Origin of the sequence: Conexibacter arvalis, assembly GCF_014199525.1 — a bacterium.
Taxonomy (GTDB): domain Bacteria; phylum Actinomycetota; class Thermoleophilia; order Solirubrobacterales; family Solirubrobacteraceae; genus Conexibacter; species Conexibacter arvalis.
In genome coordinates this window covers 1,738,902-1,764,909 of the sequence record NZ_JACHNU010000001.1, presented here as the reverse complement: position 1 = coordinate 1,764,909, position 26,008 = coordinate 1,738,902, and the positions used below count along the sequence as shown (strand labels likewise).

Here is a 26,008-nt window from a genome sequence, read left to right as displayed (position 1 = left end):
TGGGTGCGCCCGCCGCGGCGGCTCATCGCGCATCCCTCTCAAAGAGCTGGAGCGCCTCGGGACCTGCGAGCGCGATCGCGTCGGCGGACAGCTCGTCGACGATCAGAGGGCGATCCTCCCGCAGGCGCGCGAGGTCGTCGCTCGCCACCTCGGCGATGCTCGCGTGGTTACCGGTCCAGGCACGGACGCGCTCGGCGAGGCGATCGAGCTGCTCGCGCCAGTCGGCGTCGTCGGCCGAGACGCCGGCCGGCCGGACGACGAAGAGGTCGATGTCGCTGCCGACGTCGCCGTCGCCGCGCGCGAACGAGCCGAAGACCGAGGCGTGCTGCGCGGCGATCTGCCACGCGGCGACTTCGCGGCGCGCCCGCTCGACCACCTCCGACCGCAGCTGCGCGAGCGCGACGGCCGCCGGCGCGGCGACGTGGTCGCGGTTCAGCGTGTAGAGCATCGCGCGCCCCGCCTCCGCCCGGGCGACGAGTCCTTGCTCGACCAGGCGGTCGAGCGCCGTGAGCACCCCGCGCGGCGAACCGCGGCGGGCGAGCCGCGCCACCTCGCGCCCGGTCAGCGGGCGGGTCGTGCCGGCGAGCACGGCGAGCACGTCGCCGGCCAGCCCCGGTGACACAGCGCTGTAAGGACGGGAGAGGTCGATGTGTGCACCGTATCGCACATAAGCGCATTATTACACTCATATGTGCAGTTTTTCGCGGAGCACGGCGTACGTTCGGGCGTCGCGCTACCGCGCGTGCCTCCCCGACGGGCGCAGGGCGACGTCGGAGACGGGGCCAAGGTGGGCGAGCTTGTCGGGGTTGACGATCGAGTTGAGGCGGACGACGCGGCCGTCGGCGATGTCGAGGCCGACGACGCTGACGATCCGGCCGTCGCGGTCGAGCGCGCGCAGGCCCGGCTGTCCGTTGACGACGGCCGGCTCGAGCGCGACGCCCCACCCGGCGCCCAGGCGCGTGAAGGCGGCCAGCGCGCGGGCGACGGCGCGGCCGCCGACCAGCGGCGCGGCGATCGCGCGCGCCTTGCCGCCGCCGTCGCCGACCAGCACCGCGTCGTCCGCCAGCAGCGCGACGAGGCCTTCGAGGTCGCCGTCGCGCGCGGCGTCGAGGAAGCGGGCGGCGAGCTCGTCGCGGCGCTCGGGGTCGGCGTCGAAGCGCGGCCGGTCGGCGTCGATCCGGCGGCGGCCGCGGCTCAGCAGCTGGCGGCAGCTCGCCTCGCTGCGGTCGAGCACGGCGGCGATCTCGCCGTAGCCGTAGTCGAACGCCTCGCGCAGCACGAGCACCGCCCGCTCCTCCGGCGTCAGCCGCTCCAGCAGCGCCAGGAAGGCGAGCGAGACCGTCTCCTCCTGCTCGACCCGCGCCGGCGCGTCGGCGCCCGCCGCCAGCAGCGGCTCCGGCAGCCACGAGCCGACGTAGGTCTCGCGGCGGACCCGCGCCGAGCGCAGCACGTCGATCGACAGGCGCGTCGCGACCGTCGTCGCGAAGCCCTCCGCGTTGGCGACGCCCTCGGCGCCGTGCAGCCGCAGCAGCGTCTCCTGTGCGACGTCCTCGGCCTCGGCGACGCTGCCCAGCATCCGGTAGCCGACGTCGAAGGCCAGGCGCCGCAGTCGCTCGTTCGTCTCCACCCGTCACAGCCTGCCAGCTCGTCTCGTCGAAGGGGCATGAAGATCTTTCTCGCAGGAGCCACCGGCGCGCTCGGCCGGTCGCTCGTCCCCCAGCTGACCGCCGCCGGCCACGGGGTCGTCGGCACCACCCGCAGCCCGGCGAAGGCGTCGCTGCTGCGCGATCTCGGCGCCGAGCCGGTCGTGGTCGACGGCCTCGACCGCGACGCCGTCCTCGCCGCCGTCGCCGCCGCCCGCCCCGACGCGATCGTCCACGAGATGACGGCGCTCTCGGGCCTGACCGACCTGCGCCGCTTCGCGCGCGCCTTCGAGCAGACCAACCGCCTGCGCACCGAAGGGCTCGCCCATCTGCTCGAGGCCGCCCGGCGCAACGGCGTCGAGAAGGTCGTCGCGCAGAGCTACACCGGCTGGCCGTACGCCCGCAGCGGCGGCCCGGTCAAGCACGAGGACGACCCGCTCGACCCCGACCCGCCGGCGCAGATGCGCACGACGCTCGACGCGATCCGCCGGCTCGAAACCGACGTGACCGCCGCCGGCGGCGTCGCGCTGCGCTACGGCGGCTTCTACGGCCCCGGCACCGGCATGGCGCCCGGCGGCGACCAGTGGGAGCTGGTGATGAGGCGGAAGTTCCCGCTCGTCGGCGACGGCGGCGGGATCTGGTCGTTCGCGCAGATCGACGACGCCGCCGCGGCGACCGTCGCGGCGCTCGCCCGCTGGACGCCGGGCGAGGTCTACAACATCTGCGACGACGACCCGGCGCCGCTGCGCGACTGGCTGCCGTACCTCGCGCGCACGATCGGCGCGCCGCCGCCGCGGCACGTGCCGCGCTGGGTCGGGCGGTTGCTCGGCGCCCACCTCGTCGCGCTGACCTGCGAGATCCGCGGCTCCTCGAACGCGAAGGCGCGGCAGGAGCTCGGCTGGACGCCGCGGTGGCGCTCGTGGCGCGAGGGGTTCGCGGCGCTCGGGCGCGGCGAGGGCGGAGGCGGCGGGAACGGCGGCGGCGTCAGCCGGCCAGCCGCTTCAGCACCTCGGGGCGCTTGAGCACCTCCGGGTGCTTGAGCACCTTCTGCAGCTGCTTCTCGATCACGCCGGTCATCTCCTGCTGGAAGCCCGCGGCGACCGCCTCGGTCGCCAGCGGGCGCAGCTTGGCGAGCGCCTCGCCGAGCTGCTCCCACTCCTCCGGCGTCCGTCTCTCCGGGTCGATGTTGCCGCCGGCGAGATCGACGATGAACAGTCTCGCGAACGCCTCGGCGATCGCCTTCGTGTTGCGCTGGATCTGGTCGGCGACCGCCAGCGCGTGCATCGCCGGCACGCCCATCCTGATCAGCTCGGCGCCGGCCCGCAGCAGCGTCGGGCTGGGGACCTCGTAGGTGTCGCCGGCGATCTGGCGGATCACGCCGAGCCGCTCGGCCTTCTTCTGGGCCTTCGGGTCGGGTCCGCCTATCCGCGCCTCCAGCTCCTCGCGCGTGATCAGCTCCGGCTCCTCGTCGGCGAAGGCGGTCAGCACGGCGCGGCCGAAGTCGAGCAGCTGGTCGCCCCCGCCCGAGGCGGTGATCAGCCGCTCGATCGCCTTCAGGTTGAAGCCCTCGGCCTGCATGTCCTGGATCAGCGCGAGGCGCGCGACGTGCTCGGGGCCGTAGTAGCCGGTGCGGGCGCGCACCTCGGGCGGCGGCAGCAGCCCGCGCGACTGGTGGGCGCGGATGTTGCGCACGGTCATCCCGGTGACGCGCGCGAGCTCGTCGATCGTCAGCTCGCCGTCGGCCTGCTGCTGCTCGCCCATGCATCACATCCTACGGGCGCGGCGGAGCCGGAGCGACGCCGGGTCGAGCGCCGCGCGGGCAGCCCGGAATCCCGCGCGCACGCCGCAGCGTCAGGCGGTCAGCACGAGCGCCGGCTGGTCCCTGCGGATCGCGATCGTGTGCTCGAAATGGGCCGAGCGGGCGCCGTCGAGCGTGACGATCGTCCAGCCGTCGTCGAGCTCGGCGATCTCCGGCGAGCCGGCCGCGATCATCGGCTCGATCGTGATCACGAGCCCCTCGGTCAGCGGGTCGTCGTCGGCCGGGTCGGGCCAGTTCTTCACGTCGGGGCGCTCGTGCAGTCTCTTGCCGATGCCGTGGCCGGTCAGCTCGCGGATGACGCGGAAGCCGCGCTTCTCGACCTCCGCCTCGACCGCGGCGCCGATCGCGCTGCGCGGGGCGCCGGCGCGGGCGACGTCGATCCCTCTCCGCAGCGCCGCCTGCGAGGCGGCGGCGAGGCGGGCGCTCGCCGGCTTCGGCTTGCCGACCGGGACCGAGACGCAGGCGTCGGCGTAGTAGCCGTTCAGCTCGGCGGTGACGTCGAGCTTGACGAGGTCGCCGTCGCGCAGGCGGCGCGAGCCGGGGATCCCGTGGACGACCTCGTCGTTGACCGAGATGCAGATCGTGCCGGGGAAGCGGTAGGTCAGCCACGGGCCGGAGCGGGCGCCGTGGCGGGCGAAGGTCTTCGCGGCGACGGCGTCGAGGTCGGCGGTGGTGACGCCGGGCCGGACGGCCTGCCGGCAGGCTCTGATGGTGGCGGCGACGACGGCGCCGGCCGCCTTCAGCCCGGCGAGGTCCTCTGGCGTTTCGATCGACATGCCCTGAGTATCGCATCGGGCCGCGGGGCCCCTGGAGGTCGCCGCCCCTGACGGATGTCATGGGGAGATCGGGACGGGCGCCACTTCCGTGTCGCTGGGCGCCGTCGTACGCTGGCAGACGCGATGGAGCAGCGTTGTCACCCGTTCGAGCCCCGGGACCCCTTCCCGTTCGACGAGGGGAGCCGCGCGAGCCAGGTGCTCGGCGTCGTGCTCGGGATGGGCTGGCTGGCGATCCCGATCATCAACACGGCGACCTCGTCGCAGACGGCGTGGAGAGTGGCCCTCTGCGTCGTCCTGTTCGGCGCCGCGCTGCTCGCCTACCTGGACGGGATCGGCGGCAGACGACCTCCCCACGCCGACCGGCGCGTCCACGCCGCGCTCGCGACGATCACGCTCGCCGGGATCGTGCTGACGCTCGTCGTCTCGCCCTCGTGGGCGATCCTCTTCACCTACGGCTCGGTGATCTCCGGCATCCACCTGGAGCCGCGGCAGGGCGCGCCGCTGCTGTTCGCCTTCGTCGCGCTCGCGACCGTGCTCAACCTGCACGAGGGCGTCGCGAACGCCGTCTCGTGGGGCGTCACCGCGCTCGGCGTCGGGGCGCTGATGCTCGCGCTCGGGCGGCTGATCCACGCCAACATGCAGCTGCAGGCGGCGCACGAGCGGATCGAGCAGCTCGCCGTCGAGGCCGAGCGGGAGCGGTTCGCGCGCGATCTCCACGACCTGCTGGGGCACAGCCTCTCGGTCATCACGTTGAAGGCCGAGCTGAGCGGCCGCCTGCTGCCCGATCGCCCCAAGGAGGCGCGGCGCCACGTCGGCGAGCTGGAGCGCGTCGCGCGCGACGCGCTCGGCGAGGTGCGCGAGACTGTCAGCGGCTACCGCCGCCCGACGCTCGCCGGCGAGCTGGCCGGCGCGCGCGTCGCGCTCGACGCCGCCGGGATCGAGATGCGCGTGCGCGAGCGCGAGCGCGACGGCGAGCTGCCGGCCGAGGTCGAGGCGCTGCTCGCGTGGACGGTGCGCGAGGGGACGACGAACGTGATCCGCCACAGCGGCGCCCGCCGCTGCGAGATCGCGATCGTCCCCGATCCGGCGGCCGGCGCCGCCAGCGCCGAGATCCACGACGACGGCCGCGGCTCCGACGGCGGCGCACCCAGCCGCGGCAGCGCCGGCAACGGGCTCGACGGGCTGCGGGAGCGGGCGTCGCTGCTGGCCGGGACGGTCGAGGCCGGCGCCGCGCCCGACGGCGGCTTCCGCCTGCGCGTGACGGTGCCGCTCGCGGCCGGAGCGGCGGCGTGATCGCCGGCGAGGAGCGGGCCGTGATCCGCGTCCTGCTGGCCGAGGACCAGGCGATGGTCCGCGGCGCGCTCGCGAGCCTGCTCGGGCTCGAGCGCGACATCGTCGTCGTCGCCGAGGTCGGCCGCGGCGACGAGGTCGTCGCCGCCGCCGCGACCACCCGGCCCGACGTCGCGCTGCTCGACATCGAGATGCCGGGGATGACGGGGCTCGACGCCGCCGCCGCGCTGCACGCGGCGATGCCCGCCTGCAAGGTCGTGATCCTCACCACCTTCGGCCGTCCCGGCTACCTGCGGCGGGCGATGGAGGACGGCGCCGCCGGCTTCATGCTCAAGGACGCGCCGGCGAGCGAGCTGGCCGCCGCGATCCGCCGCGCCGTCGCCGGCGAGCGGATCGTCGACCCCGGCCTCGCCGCCGCCGCGCTCAGCGCCGGCGAGAACCCGCTGACGGCGCGCGAGCGCGAGGTGCTCGCGGCCGCCCGCACCAAGGGCACGATCGCCGAGCTGGCCGGCACCCTGCACCTCTCCCACGGCACTGTCCGCAATCACCTGTCGACGATCATGGGCAAGCTCGGCGCGGGCAGCCGGATCGAGGCGATCCGCGTCGCCGAGGAGCGCGGCTGGCTGTAGGGCCGACCGGCGGGGCGGCGGCGCGACGCCGCCGCCTCACCCGTCGCGTCAGACGACCTCGTAGGTGCACGAGGAGGTCGTTCTGTGGCCGACCCGGTCGACGGCCGTGTGCGCGACCTCGAACGAGCCGGCTGAGGAGGTGTCGAGCGCGACGCTGCCGGTTCTCGGGCCCTGCAGGCCCGACTGGGCGTCGGCGGCCGCCCACGTCGCCTTCGCTCTCGTGCCGACGGTGACCGCCCCGGCCGGGCAGTGCAGCGTGTTCGACGGGGCGTCGGCGTCGACCTTCACCGTCAGCCACCGCGTCGGGGAGACGCGCCCGGCACGGTCCCTGACCGCGCCCGACGCGATGTGCCTGCCGCTGGTGGCGAACGTCTGCGGCGCCGGGACGCTGTCCGGATCGACGCCGCTGCCCGCGGTCCCGTCGGCCAGCATCCGATCGCCGTCGTCGGCGGTCGAGACGGTGACGGTGTCGCGGAACCAGCCGTTGGCCGAGTCGGCCGGGCGGTCGGCGGACAGCGTCGGCGCGAACGGGTTCCCGCGGTCGATCCCGATCGGCCGCGAGCCGTCGCTCTCGTTGCCGAGCGCGTCGGTCGCGGCGCACGTCACGACGTGGCGGCCTTCGCCTCTGACGTCGAAGCTGCCGCTGCGCGTCGTCGCATCGCCGGTCTGCGCGAATCTGCGGACGCTGCCGTCGACGGCGCACGACAGCGATCTGACGCCGGCGGCATCGGTCGCCGTCACCTGCACGGCGACGCTCGCGACCGTCCACCAGTCGCCGGCCGACGGCGGCGGCACCACGTCGAGGGCGATCGACGGGCCCGGGTCGAGCAGTCTCACCAGCACGTGGTCGGCGCCCTCCGGCGTGAACGCCGGGAAGGAGACCGGCGGGACCGGCGAGCCGGACGGCGGGTCGACGGTGCCGTTCGGCGCGCTCGGTTCGGCGTCGGCGGGGATCTGGAAGACGGCCTCCCCGTCGGCGTCGGTCACGACCGACGGCAGTCTCGTGGTCAGCACCGTGCCGGCGGGGACCTCGCCCGGCGCGCTCGCGTCGGCGTAGTCGGGGAGCGTCACGACGGCGCCGGCCGCCGGTCTGCCGGCCTGGTCGACGACGGCGACCGTGCGCGGCGTGCGCGGGCTCCAGCTGAGCGTCCGCAGCTGGTCGGCGCCGACGTCGAGCGTCGGATCGGCGAAGCGGAAGACCGCACCGTCGGCCGCTCTCCACTCGCCGCCGAAGGCGTGCTCGCCCGGCTGCACGGTGAACATGAACCAGCCGTCGGCGTCGGTCGTGACCGTCTCGCCGCCGAGCGTCACCGTCGCGCCCGCGAGCGGCTCGCCCTCGGGCGCGAGCACGCCGGCGAGCGTCACCCACGTCTGGTCGTCGAGCAGCGTGATCGTCGTGATCGGGCCGCGCTGGAGGAAGCCGCGCGGCGACAGGTCAGGACGTGGAGCCGCGGCGAAGCGGCCGTCCGCCGACAGCTCGTCGAACAGCCGGAACGAGGCGAGGCCGTCGGCGCCGGTCGGGACCAGCCCCGTGCGCTCGTAGCCCGCTCTGACGACCGTCCCGTCGCCGAGCGTCACCTCGCCCGCGCTCGTCGGGGCGACGACCGCCCCCTCGATCGGTCTGCCGTCGGGGTCGACGACGCGCACCATCACGTCGGTCTCCTCCGGCGGCAGTCTGACGTCGCGGACCGAGTCTCTCGTCAGGTCGACCGGGACGCGCATGTACCAGACGCCTCTCCCGTCGGGCCGGACCTTGCTGACGAGCATGCCCTGGGTGGTGCGCGGGTCGACGTAGGTGCTGAAGGTGCCGTCGGGGCCGGTCGTGACGGCGCCGCCGTCGCCGATCTCGAGCCCTTCGACCGGCTGTCCGCTCGCGTCGGTGACCGTCCCGGTCACGAGCGGCCGCCAGGCGAGCGCGATATCGACGCGCCCGTCCGCGACGGGGAAGCCGGGGTCGAACAACTGGGTGACGAAGCGCGGGCCGGCGCTCGCCTCCCCGTATTCGTCGAACCCATTCCCGTGGGAGCGGAGGAAGGCGGTGAAGACGACCTCGCCGTCGGCGTCGGTCTCACCGCTCTGCGGCGGCGTGCCGAGGCCGCCGGTGAATTCGCCGGCCGTCAGCGAGAGCGACACGCGCGGCAGCGACACGGCGGCGCCCTCGATCGCTCTCCCGTCCCGCGCGTCGGTGACGCCGACGGTCAGCGTCGTCTCCGGCGGCAACGTCGCCGACGCGTCGATGTCCGCTGTGGCGACCAGCCCCCGGCCGCCGTACTGCCACCGGCCGTCGCTCGCGACGATCGAGAAGGGGTAGGTCCCCTGCGGCAGCCACAGGTCGAAGCGGCCGTCCGGGCCGGTCGTCGTCGTCTGCCCGCCGACCTCGACGGCCGCTCCCGCCACCGAGACGGTCGGCGCCTCGAGCTGCAAGGCGATGTGGACCCAGCCCTCCCACGTCAGCGTCACGTCGTGTCTGACCGCGCCGCTCAGGACCATCCCGGTGACGCGCTGCGTCCGCATCGCCGGATCGGCCGGCACGACGTCGAGGTCGTAGACGCCGTCGGGGACGAAGATGCCGTAGTCGCCGTCGGCGTCGGTTCTGACGGTCGCGACCGGCGATCTGGTGATCCAGTCGGTGACGTCACCGTCGCCCCCTCCAGCGGTGTGCGGTCGGCGTTTCTGCCGGCCGACACCGTGCCGCTCAGCGTCGCCGCCCGCGCGGACTCCGCGCCGGCCCACGTCAGCGCGCACAGCGCGAGCGCGAGCGCAGCCCACCACAGGCGCAGGAGCCGCTCGCTCCCACGCCGGCCTACCGCCCCGGTCCCCGGCATGTCGTTACCCCTTCTTCTGGATTGAAGAGCCGGGCGCCAACCTACCGGGCACGCGGTGCCCGAGCCAGCCAAGGTCATCGTCACGACATCGGCCGCGACCGACAGCGCCGCGCCCGATCACGCCCTCGCGCCCCGACCGCAGACTGGCTCGCCGGCCAGCCGGCGGCGCTACCCTGCCGCCTGACACGACGTCGAAACGCCCCCGTTCGGAAGAGGATTCGCCGCCATGGAAGCGATCACGCAGCTGCCCGAGACCCCCGACGCCGACGGCGTCCCGTTCTCGCTGGAGCTGACGCAGGACCAGAAGGACGTGCGCGACTGGGTGCACGGCTTCGCCGCGAACGTCGTCCGCCCCGCCGCCTCGGAGTGGGACGAGCGCGAGGAGACGCCGTGGCCGATCATCCAGGAGGCCGCCAAGATCGGCCTCTACGGCTTCGAGGGCCTCGCGCAGTTCTTCGCCGACCCGAGCGGCCTGACGCTGCCGATCGTCAACGAGGAGCTGTTCTGGGGCGATGCCGGCATCGGCATGGCGATCATGGGCTCCGGACTCGCCGCCGCCGGCATCCTCGCCAACGGCACCGGAGAGCAGATCGGCGAGTGGATCCCGCAGTGCTTCGGCACGCCCGAGGACCCGCAGGTCGCCTGCTTCTGCGTCTCCGAGCCCGACGCCGGCTCCGACGTCTCGGCGCTGCGCACGCGCGCGAAGTACGACGCGGCGACCGACACATGGGTGCTCAACGGCCAGAAGGCGTGGGCGACCAACGGCGGCATCGCCAACGTCCACGTCGTCGTCGCCTCGGTCGAGCCCGAGCTCGGCGCGCGCGGACAGGCGTCGTTCGTGATCCCGCCGAACACCCCCGGCCTCGTGATGGGCACGAAGCTGAGAAAGCACGGCCTGCGCGCCTCGCACACCTCCGACGTCTTCCTCGACGACTGCCGCATCCCCGGCTCCTGCCTGCTCGGCGGCAAGGAGAAGCTCGACGAGCGGCTCGCGCGCGCCCGCGAGGGGAGAAAGTCACGCGGCCAGGCGGCGATGGCGACCTTCGAGGCGTCGCGCCCGACGGTCGGGGCGCAGGCGCTCGGGATCGCGCGCGCCGCCTACGAGTACGCGCTCGACTACGCGAGAGAGCGCGTCCAGTTCGGCCGGCCGATCATCGAGAACCAGGCGATCGCGTTCGCGCTCGCCGACATGAAGCTCGAGATCGACGCCGCCCGCCTGCTCGTCTGGCGCGCCTCCTGGATGGGCCGCAACCAGATCCCGTTCAGAAACGCCGAGGGGTCGATGTCGAAGCTGAAGGCCGGCGAGGTCGCGGTGTGGGCGACCGAGCGCGCGATCCACATCCTTGGCGGCAACGGCTACACGCGCGAGTACCCGGTCGAGCGCTGGCACCGCGACGCGAAGATCTACACGATCTTCGAGGGCACCTCGGAGATCCAGCGGCTCGTGATCGCGCGCGCGATCTCGGGCGTGCACGTCAGATAGCGACGGACCTCACCCTCAGGTCGAGGGTGAGCGATGACCGCGGGATCGACCGCCGTGGCGGCGATTCCGGGGTCACCCGGACGAGGCGGCTGCGCTCAGCGGGGCAGCAGCTCGTCGAGCGTGCGGCCGCTGTCGCGGACCTCGCGGGCGAGCGCGGCGCCGACGTAGCGGAGGTGCCACGGCTCGTAGTCGTACCCGGTGACGTGCTCGCGCCCGCGCGGGTAGCGGACGACGAAGCCGTGCTCGTGGGCATGGCCGGCGAGCCAGCGCGCGGGCCGCGTGCCGGCGAAGCAGGCGGTCGCGGCGCAGCGGCCGCTCGCGCCAGATATGTCGACCGCGAGCCCGGTCTGGTGCTCGCTGTGGCCGGCGCGGGCGCTGACGTGCGCGGCGTTCTCGACGCCGCGCTCGCGCGCGTAGCCGGCGAACAGGTCGCGCTGCGAGGCGAAGCTGCGGAAGCCCGAGACGCCCGCCAGCCGCACGCCGTCGCGGCGGGCGGCGGCGAACATCCGCTCCAGCGCGCGGGCGGCGGGACGGCGCAGGTGGCGGCCCTCCCGCGAGGTGCCGGCGAGGAAGGCGACCCGCGGGACGACGAGGTCGCGGGGGCGGTAGCGGGCGCCGAGGCCCCGCCGTTTGTCGACGAGCACGTCGGCCTCCTCGGCGGCGGCCGCGGCGAGCGCCGCCGCGCGCGCCGCTCTGCGCACCGCGCGGGCGTTCGCGAACGGCGGCGCGACCTGCGGCGCGAGCAGGATCTCGGCGCCGTGCTCGGGCGCCGGCGGGCCGGCCAGGGGGCTCGATTCGCTCGCCGCCGCCCGTGCGCGGGAGGCGGCCGGCGCGCCGCCGACGGCAGCGGCGGTCGGTGCGGACGCGCGGCCCGGCTCCCCCGGCCCCCGCTCGGCCGCCGGCGCGGAGGTCCGCGCGAAGGCGTGGGCGGCGACCGGCAGGGCGATCAGCGCGAGCGCGACGAGCAGCGTGATGACGGTTGGCGACCTGCGCATGACGATCGTCCGCGCAGGGGGCGCTCCGGCATCGAAAGACGGGACGGCGGCGCGGGGCGGCGTTTCCGCGCGGACGTCCTCCAGCGTAGCGCGGCCTCCGGCGACAGCGGAGGCGCCGTCGAGCGTCGCGTGTCAGTGCGCCCGGACGTGCGTGTCGCCGGCCGCAGGGCGGGTACACGAGGGCCGTCGGCAAACCCCCGGAGGTGACCGTAGATGAGCGGCATCGGCACGAACGGAGCAGGGCCGCGCACGACAGAGGCGGAGCTCTCGCAGCTTCCGATGGCGCAGCTGCTGCGGCGCCTCTCGGACCAGACCTCGCTGCTGATGCGGGAGGAGGTCGCGCTCGCCAAGGCCGAGCTGGCCGAGAAGGGCAGACGCGCGAGCAGGGGTGCCGGGATGTTCGGCGGCGCCGCCGTGTGCGCGCTGTACGGCGTCGGCGCGCTCGTCGCGGCGGCGATCCTCGCGCTCAGCCTCGCCGTCGCGAGCTGGCTCGCGGCGCTGATCGTCGCCGCCGTGCTGTTCCTCGTCGCGGGCGTCGCGGCGCTGGCCGGCAGGCGCCAGGTGAGGAGAGCGACGCCGCCGCTTCCCGAGCAGACCGTCGAGACCGTGAAGGAGGACGTGCAATGGGCGACGACCCGCGCACGGACGGCACGCCAACACTGATCATCGCCGAAGGCGATCCTGTCCGCATCCGCCAGCAGATCGAGGCGACGCGCGTCGAGCTGGGCGACACCGTCGCCGCGCTGGCGGCGAAGACCGACGTCAAGCAGCAGGCACGCGAGCGGATCGCGGTGGCCAGGCGGCGGGCCATGGAGCGGAGGGCGGCGCTGATGCACCGCGCCGAAGCCGCCGGCCCCGCCGCGAGCGACCGCGCTACGCAGGCATCCCACGCCGCCGCGGAGCAGGCGAGAGCACACCCGCTGCCGCTGATCGCGCTCGGCGCGGCCGCCGCGGGCTTCCTGCTCGGCCGCATGACGGGACGCTAGGAGGACGGACGGATGGCACGCACCCGACACCGCACCGGCGGTCTCGTCGGCCGCCTGCGCGGCGGGACCGCGCCCGGCACCGCGCCCGAGGTCGAGCGCCGGCCCGGCGAATCGGCCGACGTGCTCGACAGCGACCGCGAGCGGGCGCGCGCCGCCGCCGAGCGCGGCGAGACGCCGCCGGAGTCGCCGACCGACATCGAGCCGCGCGGCTGGCTGGCGACGCTGAAGCGGACCGGCAAGGAGTTCAAGGACGACGGCCTGCAGGATTGGGCCGCGGCGCTGACCTACTACAGCGTGCTGTCGCTGTTCCCGCTGCTGCTCGTCTTCGTCGCGCTGATCGGCCTGTTCGGCGAGTATCCGCGCACCGTCAACGCGATGCTCGACATCATCCGCGACGTCGCGCCGGGCTCGAGCGCCGACACGCTCGAGAGATCGATCACCGGCGTCGTCAGAAACAAGGGCGGCGCGGGAGCGCTGCTCGGCGTCGGCCTCCTGACGGCGCTGTGGACGGCCTCCGGCTACATCGGCGCGTTCATGCGCGCCTCCAACGCCGTCTACGACGTCGAGGAGGGACGTCCGTTCTGGAAGCTGCGCCCGCTCCAGCTCGCCGTCACCGCCGTGATGGTCGTGCTGATAGCCGCGCTGGCGATCGGCTTCGTCGTGAGCGGCTCGATCGCGCGCTCGCTCGGCGACACGATCGGCCTCGGCGGCACCGCCGTCGACGTCTGGAGCATCGCGAAGTGGCCGGTGATGCTGCTGATCGCGACGGTCATGATCGCGCTGCTGACCTACGTCGGGCCGAACGTCAAGCACCCGACGTTCCGCTGGATCACGCCGGGCTCGGCGCTCGGCCTGCTCGCGCTGATCCTCGCCTCCGCCGGCTTCGCCTTCTACGTCGCCAACTTCGGCAGCTACAACGCGACGTACGGAGCGCTCGGCGGCGTGATCGTCTTCCTCGTGTGGCTGTGGATCGCCAACCTCGCGCTGCTGTTCGGCGTCGAGCTCGACGCCGAGCTGGAGCGGCAGCGGGAGCTGGAGTCGGGCCAGCCCGAGGCGGCACGCGAGCTGCAGCTCGAGCCGCGCCAGGCGCCGAAGCCGTAGCGTCGGGGCGTCGGGCGCCCGTCGCCCGACGCCCTACCCTTCTCGGCGCAGATGTTCCCGCTCTTCGCCGGCATCACGTTCGACCTCGACCTCTCGCCCGACTCGCCGCGCGGGCCGGCACTGCTCGTGCTGATCTCGTTCCTGCTGTCGTTCGGCTTCATCCGCACGAGCGCGCGCCTGATGCGCAGCGAGCGGGTCAGCTGGTGGCCCGGCAGCGTCAGAACCGGCGCCGGCCTCCACATCCACCACCTGGTGTGGGGGATCTCGCTGCTGCTGATCTCCGGCTTCGTCGGCTTCGCGACCGAGTTCAAGGAGCCGTGGATGCAGATCACGGCGATCGGCTTCGGGATCGGCGCCGGGCTGACGCTCGACGAGTTCGCGCTGTGGCTCCACCTCGAGGACGTCTACTGGGCGAAGGAGGGACGCAGCTCGCTCGACGCCGTCGTGCTCGCGACCGTCTTCGCGACGATCGTCGCGATGGGCGTGCGCCCGGTCGGCCTCGGCGACGCGGGCGGCGTCTTCGCCTCGATCGGCGCCGTTCTGCTGCTCGTCCTGCTCTCCGGGATCACCTTCATGAAGGGTCGCTTCGTGCTCGGAATCGTCGCCCTGCACCTGCCGTTCATCGGGCTCTACACCGCCTGCCGGCTGGCGACGCCCGACTCGCCGTGGGCGCGCTGGCGCTACCGCGGGGCGAAGCTCGAGCGCGCCCGCAAGCGCTTCTCCCCGGAGCGCCCGTTCGCCGTCCACCGCGACCGCCTGCTCGACCTGATCGGCGGCGCGCCGAACCGCGACGAGGCCGGCGAGCCGCTGCGCGCGCGGCGGCTGGCGCGCCGCGGCGAGCGGCAGAGCCGCTGAGCGGGGCCGGCGCCGCCGCGTCGCGTGGCGCGGGAGAGGAGCCCGGCTCCTAGCGTTCGCGCCGGGCGCGGGCGCGGGCGCGAGCGCGAGCGCGCGCGACCACCGCAAGCGTCCAGAGGGCGTCGCAGGCCAGCACGACCGTCCAGACGCGCCCGACGCCGGTCAGCACCCCGTCGAGCCCCTCCCCGCCGCCGCCGTTCAGCAGCGACCCGTCGCCGCTTGCGAGATCGAACAGCCACGAGGAGCCGACCAGCACGAGCGAGACCTGGGCGACGAGGTACAGCAGCGCGTGCGAGCGGAGGTCGCGCAGCCGCGAGCCGGTCGTCGCGGGCGGACGCGGCGGCGCCGGCTCGGCCGCAGGCGATCCCCCCGGCGCCTGCCCGTCCCGCGCGTCGGCGGGAGGAGTGGCGTTCTGGGGGTGGATATCACCCCCAGAACGGCATTCCTCCCCGACGTCGGCGCCACGCTCGACCGGGACGTCGGCGACCCCGAGCATCCGGACCGAGCGGGGGACGATCACCGCCCCGGAGGCGATCACCGCGGCCGCGACGACGCATGCGGCCTGCCACGAGGCGGCGTCGTAGAGCAGGCCGGCGCCGAGCGAGCCGACGAAGCCGCCGGCCAGCGCCGCCGACTCGTAGAGGCCCATGCCGCGGCCAACCCGCTCGCCGGAGGCCTCGGCGATCACGGCCTGCTGGATCGGCATCACCGCCGCCCACGCGAGGCCGCTCAGGACCCACAGCCCGGCGATCGCAACCGGGTTCGGCGCCCACGCGAGCGTCAGCGCGAAGCAGCCGCTGGCGATCGACCCGGCCGCCAGCACGCGCGCCCGGCCGAAGCGCAGGACCAGCCGGTGGATCCGCTCGGGCAGCAGCGACATCGCGATCGCACCCGGGAGGAAGACGAACGCGATCTCGACGACCTCCAGCTCGAAGCCGCGTTGGAGGTGGAGCAGGAGCAGCAGCCCGACCGCGGCCTCGGCGGCCATCGTGAACGCGACGGCGAGCAGCATCGGACGCAGCCGCCGCCCGACCGCGCCGAGCGCGCCCCCGTGCCCGCCCGCCGTCGCGACGCCGGCGGCATCGGCGCCGGCCGCGTCGGCGCCAGCCGCGCCCCGATCCGCCGCGCCCACGCCGGCCGCGCCGGCGCCGGCCACGCCCACGCCGGCCACGCCCACGCCGGCCGCGCCGGCGCCCGCGCCGGCGAGCGCGAGCTCGCGCGGCGGGCTCGCCAGCAGCCAGACGGCGGCGACGAGGCAGGCGAGCGCGCAGCCGGCGAAGAGGCCCTCGAAGTCGATCAGGTCGAGCAGCGTGAAGCCGCAGACGAAGGCGACCCACGTGCCGGTCTCGGTCGCCGACATGAGGCGCGGGTAGACGGCCGTGTCCTCCTGCAGCCGCTCGCTCACGATCGCCCGCAGCGCCACCCACAGGAACGCGCCGCCGACGCCGCCGAGCGCCGCCGCCGCGTACGCGTGACCGATCGAGCCGGCGGTTGCGTAGCCGGCGCACGAGAGCGCGTAGAGGAGCGCGCCGGCGCTCGCGACGGTGCGCCGCTCGCGCGTGTCGGCGAGGACGCCCGCGATCGGCCGGGCGACGAGCGAGACGGCCATCTCGAGCGCGACCAGCAGCCCGACCTCCGTCGCGCTGGCGCCGAGCGCGATCCCGGCCCACAGCGGCAGCAGGAAGTCGATCAGCTCGGCCGGCCCGCCGGTGAGCCCCGCCGCCGCCAGCGCACCGCGCTCGCGCCGGAGCGCGGCAGCCGGCTGCGGCTGCGGCTGCGGCTGCGGTGGGTCCTCGGCCAGCATGCCGCCGAACGTATCGGCGCCAGCCCGCTCGCACGATGCGGCTGCCCCACCGCCCCGCCATGCGTTTTGTCATGGTTCGCGCCGTGACGGCCAGCGACCTGGCGGGCGCGCGGCGGCTCAGCGCGGCGGGCGGGGCGCTCGCGGGGCGCGCGGCGTCGGCGGCCGCGGCACGCGCGGCGACTCCATCAGCCGCTGCGCGAAGCGCTTCGCCTCCTGCTTGATGCGGTCGGCGAAGCGGTTCTGGCTGCGCACCTCGACCGAGCCGAGCGCGCCGGCGACGATCACGTGGACGATCGGCGCGCCGGGCGGCGGCGCCTCGCTGCCGAGGTGCAGCTCGCAGGAGCCGAGCGCGTTGCCGCCGCTGACGCGCACGTCGGTCCCCTCGGGGACGAGCAGGTGGCAGGAGCCGAGCACGGCCTTCAGCTCGATCTCGACCTCGGGCCCGGGCATGATCGCCTGCCGCAGGTCGAGCTCGATCGAGCCGAGCGTCGCGACGAAGCGGCTGCGCGGCGCGAGCTGCCAGCGGCCGCGGCGCTGAAGGCTGGCGAGCACGGCCCGGTGGCGCTCGACGGTCGTCACCTCGGCGAGCCCGCCGCCGAGCGGCGCGACCGGGATCGACGCGCCGGCCGGCAGCAGGTCGGCGACGATCGACTGCAGCTGCGCGACCGTTCTCGCGTCCTCGGCCTGCTCCGCCCGCTCGGCCAGCTCCTCGACGGTCAGCCGCCCGTCGACCGACGCCTCGCGCAACAGCGCGATCACGCGGTCGCGGTCGGCGTCACTGGCACGAAGCGGCGGCTGCTCCACGCCTCCGAGCGTACCGCGCCGCCCCCGTCTCGCATCGCGGCGCTGCCCACCGGGCAGGCGTTCCACGTGCGTTGCGTTCGTCTCCGCCGCTCCTCCGCAGTGCTGCGGCAAACAGGTTGTGGAGACGCCACACGACCTTTCGGAGAATGGCGGGCGTTGGTGTTGGACCTCCCCTCTCGGGACCGCCCGCACGGGGCCGACCGGCGGCTCCCCACGCGGAGAGAGGAGGTGGAATGGACATAGCAGTGCTTGTCCTGGCGTGGGCGCTCCTGCATGCCATCCTGGTCATCGACCGGATGAGCCGCAGGTAGCGCCCACACAACCCAACACAGCCTCGGGCGGGAGTCGGCCCCGACGCCCGCCCGGGGCACCGACACGCGGTACGACGCGACTGTACTCCCACCGCGAATCGCCCGTCTACAGCGCACAGATGGGACTCACGCCGCCGCGGCGGCCCCCTCCTGCGGCAGCTCCTCGCGGCCGACGCGCGGCACGGCGATCAGGGCGATCAGGATGCCGACGGCGGCGAAGCCGGCGCCGACGAGGAAGGCGAGCTGGAATCCCTCCGTCAGCCCCTTCGGCAGCAGCTCCGGATTCGGCGGCACGCCGGCGACGTCGTTCAGCCGCGAGTTGGCGATCGACGAGAGGATCGCGAGCCCGAGCGCGCCGCCGACCTGCTGCGCGGTGTTGATGAGGCCGGAGGCGAGGCCCGCCTCGTGGTGGGTCACGCCGGCGACCGCCGTGATCGTCAGCGGCACGAACGAGAAGCCGAGCCCGGCCGCGACGATCAGCGACGGGACGAGCACGTCGCCGAGGTAGGTGCCGTCGACCGAGACGAACGAGAACAGCAGCAGCCCGACGGCCGTCAGCGCCAGCCCGAGCACGAGGATCGGCTTCGTCCCAACTCTCGTCACCAGCTGCGAGGCCATGCCGGCCGAGACGATGATCGTCAGCGCCAGCGGCAGGTAGGAGAGGCCGGCCTTCAGCGCCGAGTAGCCGAGCACCTGCTGCAGGTAGAGCGAGATGAAGAAGAACATCGAGAAGAGCGACGCGCCGACCAGCAGCGCGACCGCGTCGGCGCTCGCGACGTTGCGATTGCGGAAGATCTTCAACGGCATCACCGGGTACCTGACGACCTTCAGCTCGACGAACGCGAAGGCGGCGAGCATCGCCAGCGACAGCGCCAGCAGGCCGATCGTCTGGAACGACGCCCAGCCGGCGCTCTCGGCGTCGACGAGCGCGTAGACAAGCACGATCAAGCCGCCGGTCACGAGCGCGGCGCCCGCGATGTCCATGCTCGTTCTCTCGTGGCCGTGGCTCTCGCGCACCCAGCGCGGCGCGGCGATCGCGGCGGCGAGGCCGATCGGGACGTTGACGAACAGGACCCACTCCCAGCCGGCCCACTCGGTCAGCATCCCGCCGAGCAGCACGCCGACCGCGCCGCCGGCGCCGGCGAGCGCGCCCCAGATCCCGAGCGCCTTGTTGCGTTCGGCGCCCTCGGTGAAGGTCGTGGTGACGATCGACAGCGCCGCCGGCGAGACGATCGCCGCACCGAGCCCCTGCACGCCGCGGGCGACGATCAGCTGCTCGGAGGTGGTCGAGAAGCCGCCCGCGAGCGAGGCGACGGAGAAGAGGCCGAGGCCCGCGATGAAGACGCGCCGGCGGCCGAACAGGTCGGCGGCGCGGCCGCCGAGCAGCAGGAAGCCGCCGAACGCGAGCGTGTAGGCGTTGACGACCCACTGCAGCGAGGAGTCGGTGAAGTCGAGATCGGACTGGATCGACGGGAGCGCGACGTTCACGATCGAGGCGTCGAGCACGACCATGAACTGCGCTATCGCGAGCACGACGAGCGCGGCCCAGCGCTTGGGATCGAGCCCGTCCTGGGCCGGGACGGTGTCGGACATCAGGGCTTCTCCAAGGGTAAGATGTGCATATGGAACCGGAACTCCGGTTCCTTTCAGGCACGATACGGAGGCACGGTTCCGCTTGTCAACCCCACCCGCGATCCCCGAACCGGAAGCCGGCGCGACGGCGCCCGACGCGACCACGCCCGACGCGCTGCACGACCCCCAAGCCGACGCGACGGCGCCGCCCGGCCCCTGCCCGGCGGCGAGGCCGCTGCGCGCCGACGCCGCCCGCAACCGCTTGAAGGTGCTCGACGCCGCGCGCGCCGCCTTCGCCCAGGACGGCCGCGACGCGCAGATGGACGACATCGCCAGGCGCGCCGGGGTCGGCGTCGGGACCGTCTACCGCCACTTCCCGACGAAGGAGTCGCTGGCGCAGGCGATGGTCCAGCAGCGCTTCGAGCAGATCCTCGCGTTCATCCGCGACGAGCTGCTGGTCGACCCCGACCCGTGGCGCGCGCTCGAGCGCTCGTTCGAGTTCTGCGGCTCGATGCAGGAGCGCGACCGCGGCTACGCCGAGCTCGTCGCCTCGGTCGCGGGCAGCGGGCCGCTGGTCGGCGGCGGCCCGGTCGGCCCGGCCGGCGACCAGGTCGAGGAGATGCTCGACCTGACCGAGCAGCTGCTCGCCAGAGCCCACGCCGCCGGCGTCGTGCGCGCCGACCTGAAGGCGACCGACATGCCGCCGTTCTACGCCGCGCTCGCGTCGATCGTGCAGGCCGGCGTCGTCAACTGGCGCCGTTACGTCGCGATCGTGCTCGACGGCCTGCGCGCGCGGCCGGGCGAGCGGGACGGGTGAGCGTCAGCCGCCCGCGTCCGCGGGCGGCGGGACGTCAGGCGCGTCGGCGGGCGGCGCGTCGGGCGCGTCGGCGCGCGGCGGCGCGTCGGCCAGCGCGTCGAGCAGCGGCCCCAGCTGGCGCAGCAGCTCGGCGCGCGAGGCGTTGGCGACGGCGCTGAGCGTCCCGTTGGAGCGGGCGGCGGAGACGCCCAGCAGCAGCGCGAGGAAGAGCTCGGCGCGCAAGGCCGCCTCCTCGCCCCCGACGGCCTCCTTCGCCGGGTCGATCACGCCCGGTCTCATGATCCGCCGCAGCAGCGCCCGCTGGTCGGGATCGGCCGGCGCCGGGTCCGACAGCGCCCGCCGCACCGGCGAGGTGCCGCCGCGATCCCAGCGCGCCAGCAGGCGCTCGGCGATCGCGTGCAGGTCGGCGACCTGCGGCTGCCGTCTCGCGATCCGCCCCTCGTCGGCGAGCGCAGCGATGTAGAGCTGCTCCTTGCCGCCGAAGTAGCGCGCGATCAGCGCCGGGTCGACGCCGGCCCGCTCGCCGATGTCGCGGATCGTCGCGCGGTCGAAGCCGCGCTCGTCGAAGAGCGCGCCGGCCGCCTCCAGCAGCGCCCGCCGGGTCGCCTCGGCGTCCCGTCTGCGCCCGCGGCGCGGGGCCGCGCCGGACGCCGGCTCGGCGCCGTGCCCGCGCGCGCCCGGTCGCGGGGCGGATTCGGCGCTCACCGCGTCCGCTCCCCGCCGAAGACGCTCGGCCCGACCCCGGCTCCCATCGCGGCCTCCTCCTCCAGCAGCTCGACCTCCCGCGGCGGCAGCGGCGCGACCGCGGGGCGCGCGGCGGCGCGCGGCGCCAACAGGATCGCAAGGCCGGCGGTCGCGAAGCAGACGAGCGCGCCGACGAGGAACGCGATCGTGTAGCCGCTCTCCTCCGGGAACGGCAGCCCCGCGGGATGGTGAGCGGTGAGGAAGGCGATGCCGACGGCGCTGCCGAGCGAGCCGCCGACCGAGCGCAGCACCTGGTTGAGGCTGGTCGCCGAGCCGGTCCGCTCCTGCGGCACGCTGGCGACGATCAGCGCCGGCATCGCGGCGAACGAGCAGCCGACGCCGACGCCGAGCAGCGCCGTCGCGATCGCGACGTCGAAGAGCCTGTCGTGGGCGACCGCCAGCCACGCCAGCGTCGCGCCGACGACCAGCGCCCCGACCGGCAGGACGACGCGGATCCCGTAGCGGGCGATCACGCGGCGCGTGATCGGCTGCGAGATCAGGCTGCCGAGCGACAGCGGCAGCAGCATCAGGCCGGTCGTGACGAGCGTCGCGCCGAAGCCGTAGCCGACCGACTCGGGCGTCTGCATCAGGCGGTTGACGAGCGACAGCGCGATGTACATGCCGAGCGCGAGCAGCAGCGCGGCGATGTTGGCGCCGACGATCGAGCGCTGCGAGACGAGCCGCAGGTCGACGAGCGGCTCGCCGCTGCGCAGCTCGACCCGCACCCAGCCGCCGAGCAGCGCCGCGGCGGCGGCGAACAGCAGCAGCACGGCCGGCGAGCCCCAGCCGAGCGACTCCCCCTGGCTGATCCCGAGCAGCAGCGCGGTGAGGCCGCCGGCGAGCAGCAGCGCGCCGGGGACGTCGAGCGAGACCGGCTTCGCGCGCCCGGTCGTGCGCGGGACCGCGAGCCAGACAGAGAGCGTCGAGCCGGCCGCGAACAGCGCGCCGAACCAGAAGGCGGCGTGGAAGTCGAGCGTCTGCGCGATCAGGCCGGTGACGGGGAAGCCGAGACCGGCGCCGACGGCGACGGTGATCGACAGCGTCGCGATCCCCGAGCGCTGCCGCTCGCCGGTCGCGTGCTCGCGCACGAGCGCGATCGCGAGCGGCACCGTGCCGTAGCCGACGCCCTGCAGCGCGCGGCCGAGCAGCAGCTGCGGGAACGTCTGCGAGGTCGCGGCGACGACCGAGCCGACCAGCGTCGAGGCGAGCGTGACCAGCAGCACGGTGCGCCGCTGCGGCCCGTCGCCGAGCCGGCCGAGGACCGGCGTCGCGACCGCGCCGACGAGCAGCGTGACGGTCAGCATCCACTGCGCCGTGTCGAGCGAGACGCCCTGCTCCTCGGCGATCGTCGGGATCAGCGGCGTGCCGAGCGTCGACATCACCGAGACGGTCAGCCCGGCGAAGACGAGCGCGGCGACCATCCTCCGCCGCGCTTTGTCATCAACCGAAGACATCGGCTGATGACATTAGCAGCGTCCGCGCCGTGGCCTCGCGCCCGGCGCCGGCGGCGCCGCCACTCTCATCCGCGCCTTAAGTGCGTGGTGGAGACTCCTCCCCGCCGATGAGCACGAGCGGACCTCCGACCCTGCAGCCGCAGCCGCCGCGCCCGCCGGCGCCCCGGCGACCGCGCCGCCGCGCGGCGGCGCCCGCGCTCGGGATCGCCGTCGCGCTCGTCGCCGGCGGGCTCGCCGCGTGGGAGCTGCTGACGCCGCCGCACGATCCCGAGCCGCCGCAGGTGAAGTCGTTCCACTCGCGGCAGGACCTCGATCCCGACGCGCTGACGGTGATGACGCCGGCGCGCGGCGTCGCCCCCGGCTACGTCTTCCTCGCCGTCAAGCGCGGTCCCGGCCAGGACGGGCCGATGATCGTCGACGACCGCGGGCAGCCGGTCTGGTTCCACCCGGTCGGCGGCGACAAGACCGCGACGGCCGTGCAGGTCCAGCGCTACAGAGGCAGACCGGTGCTGATCTGGTGGGAGGGCAACACCCACCTCGGCCACGGCCACGGCGAGTACGTCGTGATGGACGCGCGCTACCGCGAGATCGCGCGCGTGCGCTCGGTCGGCACGAAGCTGCCCGACCACCACGAGTTCCAGCTGACGCCGCGCGGCACCGCGCTGATGCCGGTCTACGTCGAGAGAAGAGCCGACCTGCGCGGCGTCGGCCAGGGCCGCGACGGCACGATCGTCGAGTCGCGGATCCAGGAGGTCGACGTCGCGACCGGGAGGCTGCTGTGGGAGTGGAGAAGCGCCGACCACCTGCCGGTCACCGAGGGGATGACCGGTCCCAAGGAGAACAAGCCGCACGACTACTTCCACATCAACTCGATCGACGAGACGCCCGGCGGCGACCTGATCGTCAGCGCCCGCAACATGCACGCGATCTACAAGATCGACCGCCCCAGCGGGAGGATCGCGTGGAAGCTCGGCGGCAAGGCGAGCGACTTCGAGATGGGGCCGGGGACGAGGTTCGCCTTCCAGCACGACGCGCGCCTGCAACCCGACGGGACGCTGACGCTGTTCGACAACCAGGCGACGCCGGCGAAGGCCGACGAGTCGCGCGGGCTGCAGCTGCGGCTCGACACCGCTGCGATGAGAGCGACGCTCGTGCGCGAGTGGAGACATCCCGAGAGGCTGCTGGCCGGCGCCGAGTGCAACCTGCAGGTCCTCCCCAACGGCAACGTCTTCGTCAGCTGGGGGCCCAAGGAGCGGGTCTCGGAGTTCTCGCGCGACGGCAGGCTGCTGTTCGATCTCGCGCTGCCGGAGGGCGCCGACACCTACCAGGCGTTCCGCTTCCCGTGGCGCGGCCGGCCGACGACGCGGCCGGCGGTCGCCGCCCACCGCCGCGCGGAGCGCCGCACGACCGTGTGGGCGAGCTGGAACGGCGCGACCCACGTGCGCCGCTGGCGGGTGCTCGCCGGCGACGAGCGCGACGAGCTGCGGCCGATCGGCAGACCGGTGCGCCGCAGCGGGTTCGAGACCGCGGTGCGCGTGCGGACCGACGCCCGCCTCGTCGCCGTGCGCGCGATCGGCCGCGACGGCAGACCGCTGCGGACCTCGCGCGCGATACGGCCGACCGGCGCCTGAGCGGGCGCGGCCTCCCCTCGCCGACCCGCGTCCAGCGCACCTTGCCGAGATCCAGCCGATCGGGAAGACTGGCCGCATGAGCTACGACGTCAGCGGCGTTCCCGGCGCACGGCCGATCGTCGAGGGGAGCGAGGCGCGCGCGCTGTTCGGGCGCGTGATGGGCCTCGTCGCGGTCACCTGCGGCTTCGCGGCGCTCGGCGCGTGGGCCGGCCGCGACCTGACCGGCCTCTGGTGGGTCGTGCCGTGGATCGGCGCGCTCGTCTGCATCGTCGGGCTGAACGTCGCCGCCCAGCGCGCGCCGGGCCTCGCGGTGGCGCTGCTGTTCGGGCTCGGCTTCCTGCTCGGGCTGGCGGTCGGCGTGACGGTCGTCTGGTACGCGGAGAACGAGCCGACGGTCGTCTGGCAGGCGGCCGGCGCGACCGGCCTGACCGTCGCCGGCATGGGCACGTGGGGCTACGCGACACGGCGCGACCTCTCCTACCTCTACCGCACGCTGTTCTGGTGCCTGCTCGCGCTGCTCGCCTTCGGCCTCGTGATCGTGCTGTTCGGGATCGAGGGCGCGACGACGATATACGCGCTCGGCGGCATCGCCGTCTTCGCCGGCTACACGCTCGTCGACTTCAACCGGCTGCGCCGCGCCGGCCAGCGCGAGACGGTCCCGCTGGCGGCGTCGATCTTCCTCGACGTCTTCAACCTCTTCCTCTTCTTCCTGCAGTTGTTCGGCGCGAGCCGCAACTGACCCGCCGATGGCCCCCGTCCGCTGCGCCGTCGGCCTGCCGAACGTCGGCGAGTACGGCGACCCGCCGCTGCTGGTAGAGCTCGCGGGGGAAGCGGAGGCGGCCGGCTGGGCCGGCGCCTTCGTCTGGGACCACGTCGCCTACCGCGAGCCGGGCTGGCCGGTCGCCGACCCGTACGTGACGGTCGCGGCGATCGCGGCCCGGACCGAGCGGATCCGGCTCGGCGTGCTGGTCTCCGCGGTCGCGCGGCGGCGGCCGTCGAAGCTGGCGCGCGAGCTGGCGAGCCTCGACGTGCTGTCGGGCGGCCGGCTGGTCGTCGGCGCCGGCCTCGGCTCCCAGGGCGAGGAGGAGTTCGCCGCCTTCGGCGAGGACCCGGATCCCCGCGTGCGGGCGCGCAAGCTCGACGAGGGGCTCGCGGTCGTCGACGGCCTCTGGCGCGGCGAGCCGTTCCGGTTCGACGGCGAGCACGCGACGGTCGACGTGCGCCAGCCCTTCCTCCCCCGCCCCGTCCAGCGGCCGCGCCCGCCGGTCTGGATCGCGGGCCGCTGGCCGGCGAAGCCGCCGTTCCGCCGCGCCGCCCGCTGGGACGGCGCCTTCCCGACCTTCGCCGACCTGCCCCGCGACGCGACGCCCGCGCCCGAGCAGCTCGCCGAGGCGCTCGCCTTCGTGCGCGAGCAGCGGGCGGCGGCCGGGATCGACGCGACCGCCCCCTACGACCTCGTCGTCGAGGGCCTCTCCGACGGCCCCGGCGCCGCGCTGCTGGCCCCGTACGCCGAGGCCGGCCTCACCTGGTGGATCGAGAAGCTCGGCTGGTTCCGCGGCCCGCTCGGCGCGATGCGCGAGCGAATCGCCGCCGGCCCGCCGGCGTGAGCCGCGGCGGCGCGACGAGGCCGCCCGGGCGATCACTGCTGATTCGGGCACGCATGCCGTGCCCCGATCAACAGTGATGGCGCGCGACGGGTGCGCCGTCCACCGGGGCTGACGGGCCCGACCGATCCGGCGCGACGGCGCGCTCACCGCGGTTAGCATGCCCACTCGCATGCGCGAGGACGCGACCAGCGGCACCGTCGTCGCCGGCTGCCGGATCGTCCGGGCAATCGGTCGCGGCGGCATGGGCGTCGTCTATCTCGCCGAGCAGGAGGCGCTCGGCCGCCGCGTCGCGCTCAAGCTGCTCTCGCCCGAGCTGGCCGGCGATCCCGGCTTCCGCGAGCGCTTCCAGGAGGAGGCGCGGACCGCCGCTTCCCTCGACCATCCGCACGTCGTGCCGATCCACGACGCCGGCGAGCGCGACGGCGAGCTGTACATCGTCATGCGCTGGCTGCCTGGCGGCGACCTGCGACGGCTCCTGCACGCCGGAGCAGATCGAGGGGCGGCGCGTCGATGCCCGCACCGACGTCTACGCGCTCGGCTGCCTGCTGTTCCAGCTGCTGACCGGCTCGGTGCCGTACCGCCGCGACAACGACGCGGCGAAGCTGTGGGCGCATGTCAACGCGCCCGTCCCGTCTCCGCGCGAGCTGGTGCCGACGCTCGACGCACGCTGGGACGACCTGTTCGCAAGCGCGCTCGCGAAGGCGCCCGCCGACCGCTTCGCCTCCGCCGGCGGCCTGGCGCGGGCCGCGGCCGCGCTCGCCGACGGCCGCGAGCCGGAGGCCGCAGATCGCAGCGTCGCGACCGGCCCCGCAGCACCGGACCCTGACGACGCGACGGTCGCCTTCCCGGCGATGGACCACGG

General features: G+C 74.7%; 24 protein-coding genes. 13 read left to right on the top strand and 11 right to left on the bottom strand.

Annotation, left to right across the window (positions count from 1 at the left end):
* Positions 1-22: 22 nt before the first annotated feature.
* Positions 23-667: a nucleotidyltransferase domain-containing protein gene (locus BDZ31_RS08230; RefSeq protein ID WP_183340769.1), complete on the bottom strand. Its 645-nt coding sequence runs from the start codon at positions 665-667 to the stop codon at positions 23-25.
* A 66-nt stretch (positions 668-733) separates the two neighbouring features.
* Entirely contained in the window at positions 734-1,627 is an 894-nt protein-coding gene (gene sigJ, locus BDZ31_RS08225) for an RNA polymerase sigma factor SigJ (RefSeq protein WP_183340767.1), read from the bottom strand.
* Between the two features lie 36 nt (positions 1,628-1,663).
* On the opposite strand from sigJ, the gene BDZ31_RS08220 reads away from it, so the two are divergent.
* The gene (locus BDZ31_RS08220) at positions 1,664-2,665 is read left to right on the top strand and encodes an NAD-dependent epimerase/dehydratase family protein (protein WP_183340765.1); all 1,002 of its coding nucleotides are present in this window, start codon (positions 1,664-1,666) and stop codon (positions 2,663-2,665) included.
* Here the strand turns inward: BDZ31_RS08220 and BDZ31_RS08215 are convergent.
* On the bottom strand, positions 2,628-3,404 hold the full coding sequence (locus tag BDZ31_RS08215; RefSeq protein WP_183340763.1) for a MerR family transcriptional regulator: 777 nt from the start codon (positions 3,402-3,404) through the stop codon (positions 2,628-2,630). The genes BDZ31_RS08220 and BDZ31_RS08215 overlap by 38 nt on opposite strands.
* 90 nt (positions 3,405-3,494) lie before the next feature.
* Positions 3,495-4,238, bottom strand: a complete 744-nt coding sequence (gene map / locus BDZ31_RS08210; RefSeq protein WP_183340762.1) for a type I methionyl aminopeptidase — start codon at positions 4,236-4,238, stop codon at positions 3,495-3,497.
* A gap of 123 nt (positions 4,239-4,361) precedes the next feature.
* On the opposite strand from map, the gene BDZ31_RS08205 reads away from it, so the two are divergent.
* Both BDZ31_RS08205 and BDZ31_RS08200 read left to right on the top strand, forming a co-directional pair.
* Entirely contained in the window at positions 4,362-5,531 is a 1,170-nt protein-coding gene (locus BDZ31_RS08205) for a sensor histidine kinase (protein WP_183340760.1), read from the top strand.
* Between the two features lie 20 nt (positions 5,532-5,551).
* On the top strand, positions 5,552-6,157 hold the full coding sequence (locus tag BDZ31_RS08200; RefSeq protein ID WP_183341081.1) for a response regulator: 606 nt from the start codon (positions 5,552-5,554) through the stop codon (positions 6,155-6,157).
* Positions 6,158-6,205: 48 nt separating this feature from the next.
* Here the strand turns inward: BDZ31_RS08200 and BDZ31_RS08195 are convergent, their stop codons facing one another.
* Positions 6,206-8,890, bottom strand: a complete 2,685-nt coding sequence (locus BDZ31_RS08195) for a carboxypeptidase-like regulatory domain-containing protein (RefSeq protein ID WP_221242849.1) — start codon at positions 8,888-8,890, stop codon at positions 6,206-6,208.
* A gap of 318 nt (positions 8,891-9,208) precedes the next feature.
* Between BDZ31_RS08195 and BDZ31_RS08190 the strand changes: the two genes are divergently transcribed.
* The gene (locus BDZ31_RS08190) at positions 9,209-10,465 is read left to right on the top strand and encodes an acyl-CoA dehydrogenase family protein (RefSeq protein ID WP_183340756.1); all 1,257 of its coding nucleotides are present in this window, start codon (positions 9,209-9,211) and stop codon (positions 10,463-10,465) included.
* A 95-nt stretch (positions 10,466-10,560) separates the two neighbouring features.
* On the opposite strand, the gene BDZ31_RS08185 is transcribed toward BDZ31_RS08190, so the two are convergent.
* Positions 10,561-11,460 (bottom strand): M15 family metallopeptidase, encoded by a 900-nt coding sequence (locus BDZ31_RS08185; protein WP_246344465.1) that lies wholly within the window; start codon positions 11,458-11,460, stop codon positions 10,561-10,563.
* Positions 11,461-11,673: 213 nt separating this feature from the next.
* On the opposite strand from BDZ31_RS08185, the gene BDZ31_RS08180 reads away from it, so the two are divergent.
* From BDZ31_RS08180 to BDZ31_RS08165, 4 genes are read left to right on the top strand one after another with little or no spacing between them, the layout of a single operon-like run.
* Entirely contained in the window at positions 11,674-12,123 is a 450-nt protein-coding gene (locus BDZ31_RS08180; RefSeq protein ID WP_183340754.1) for a phage holin family protein, read from the top strand.
* Positions 12,084-12,446 (top strand): DUF3618 domain-containing protein, encoded by a 363-nt coding sequence (locus BDZ31_RS08175; RefSeq protein ID WP_183340752.1) that lies wholly within the window; start codon positions 12,084-12,086, stop codon positions 12,444-12,446. Before BDZ31_RS08180 ends, BDZ31_RS08175 begins: the two co-directional genes overlap by 40 nt.
* Positions 12,447-12,458: 12 nt before the next feature.
* The gene (locus tag BDZ31_RS08170) at positions 12,459-13,547 is read left to right on the top strand and encodes a YihY/virulence factor BrkB family protein (protein ID WP_183340751.1); all 1,089 of its coding nucleotides are present in this window, start codon (positions 12,459-12,461) and stop codon (positions 13,545-13,547) included.
* A gap of 51 nt (positions 13,548-13,598) precedes the next feature.
* The gene (locus BDZ31_RS08165; RefSeq protein WP_183340749.1) at positions 13,599-14,402 is read left to right on the top strand and encodes a hypothetical protein; all 804 of its coding nucleotides are present in this window, start codon (positions 13,599-13,601) and stop codon (positions 14,400-14,402) included.
* A 49-nt stretch (positions 14,403-14,451) separates the two neighbouring features.
* Here the strand turns inward: BDZ31_RS08165 and BDZ31_RS08160 are convergent, their stop codons facing one another.
* The 3 genes from BDZ31_RS08160 to BDZ31_RS08150 form a co-directional block, all read right to left on the bottom strand.
* Positions 14,452-16,206 (bottom strand): MFS transporter, encoded by a 1,755-nt coding sequence (locus BDZ31_RS08160; protein WP_183340747.1) that lies wholly within the window; start codon positions 16,204-16,206, stop codon positions 14,452-14,454.
* Positions 16,207-16,323: 117 nt separating this feature from the next.
* Entirely contained in the window at positions 16,324-17,010 is a 687-nt protein-coding gene (locus BDZ31_RS08155; protein ID WP_183340745.1) for a DUF1707 domain-containing protein, read from the bottom strand.
* A gap of 437 nt (positions 17,011-17,447) precedes the next feature.
* Entirely contained in the window at positions 17,448-18,914 is a 1,467-nt protein-coding gene (locus BDZ31_RS08150; protein ID WP_183340743.1) for an MFS transporter, read from the bottom strand.
* 82 nt (positions 18,915-18,996) lie between these two features.
* Here BDZ31_RS08150 and BDZ31_RS08145 point away from each other — a divergent pair, with 82 nt between their 5' ends.
* The gene (locus tag BDZ31_RS08145; protein WP_183340741.1) at positions 18,997-19,710 is read left to right on the top strand and encodes a TetR/AcrR family transcriptional regulator; all 714 of its coding nucleotides are present in this window, start codon (positions 18,997-18,999) and stop codon (positions 19,708-19,710) included.
* Between the two features lie 3 nt (positions 19,711-19,713).
* On the opposite strand, the gene BDZ31_RS08140 is transcribed toward BDZ31_RS08145, so the two are convergent.
* Both BDZ31_RS08140 and BDZ31_RS08135 read right to left on the bottom strand, forming a co-directional pair.
* Positions 19,714-20,415, bottom strand: coding sequence for a TetR/AcrR family transcriptional regulator (locus BDZ31_RS08140; RefSeq protein ID WP_183340739.1), 702 nt, complete (start codon positions 20,413-20,415; stop codon positions 19,714-19,716).
* Positions 20,412-21,875: an MFS transporter gene (locus tag BDZ31_RS08135; protein WP_183340737.1), complete on the bottom strand. Its 1,464-nt coding sequence runs from the start codon at positions 21,873-21,875 to the stop codon at positions 20,412-20,414. The genes BDZ31_RS08140 and BDZ31_RS08135 overlap by 4 nt, the downstream gene beginning before the upstream one ends.
* A gap of 140 nt (positions 21,876-22,015) precedes the next feature.
* Between BDZ31_RS08135 and BDZ31_RS08130 the strand changes: the two genes are divergently transcribed.
* From BDZ31_RS08130 to BDZ31_RS26195, 4 genes are all read left to right on the top strand, one after another.
* Entirely contained in the window at positions 22,016-23,539 is a 1,524-nt protein-coding gene (locus BDZ31_RS08130) for an arylsulfotransferase family protein (RefSeq protein ID WP_183340735.1), read from the top strand.
* A gap of 76 nt (positions 23,540-23,615) precedes the next feature.
* Positions 23,616-24,278: a Bax inhibitor-1/YccA family protein gene (locus tag BDZ31_RS08125; protein WP_183340733.1), complete on the top strand. Its 663-nt coding sequence runs from the start codon at positions 23,616-23,618 to the stop codon at positions 24,276-24,278.
* 7 nt (positions 24,279-24,285) lie between these two features.
* The gene (locus BDZ31_RS08120) at positions 24,286-25,146 is read left to right on the top strand and encodes an LLM class flavin-dependent oxidoreductase (protein WP_183340731.1); all 861 of its coding nucleotides are present in this window, start codon (positions 24,286-24,288) and stop codon (positions 25,144-25,146) included.
* 157 nt (positions 25,147-25,303) lie between these two features.
* A complete protein-coding gene (locus BDZ31_RS26195) occupies positions 25,304-25,972 on the top strand; it encodes a protein kinase domain-containing protein (RefSeq protein WP_425492721.1) in 669 nt (222 codons plus the stop codon).
* The last annotated feature ends 36 nt before the right edge of the window (positions 25,973-26,008 follow it).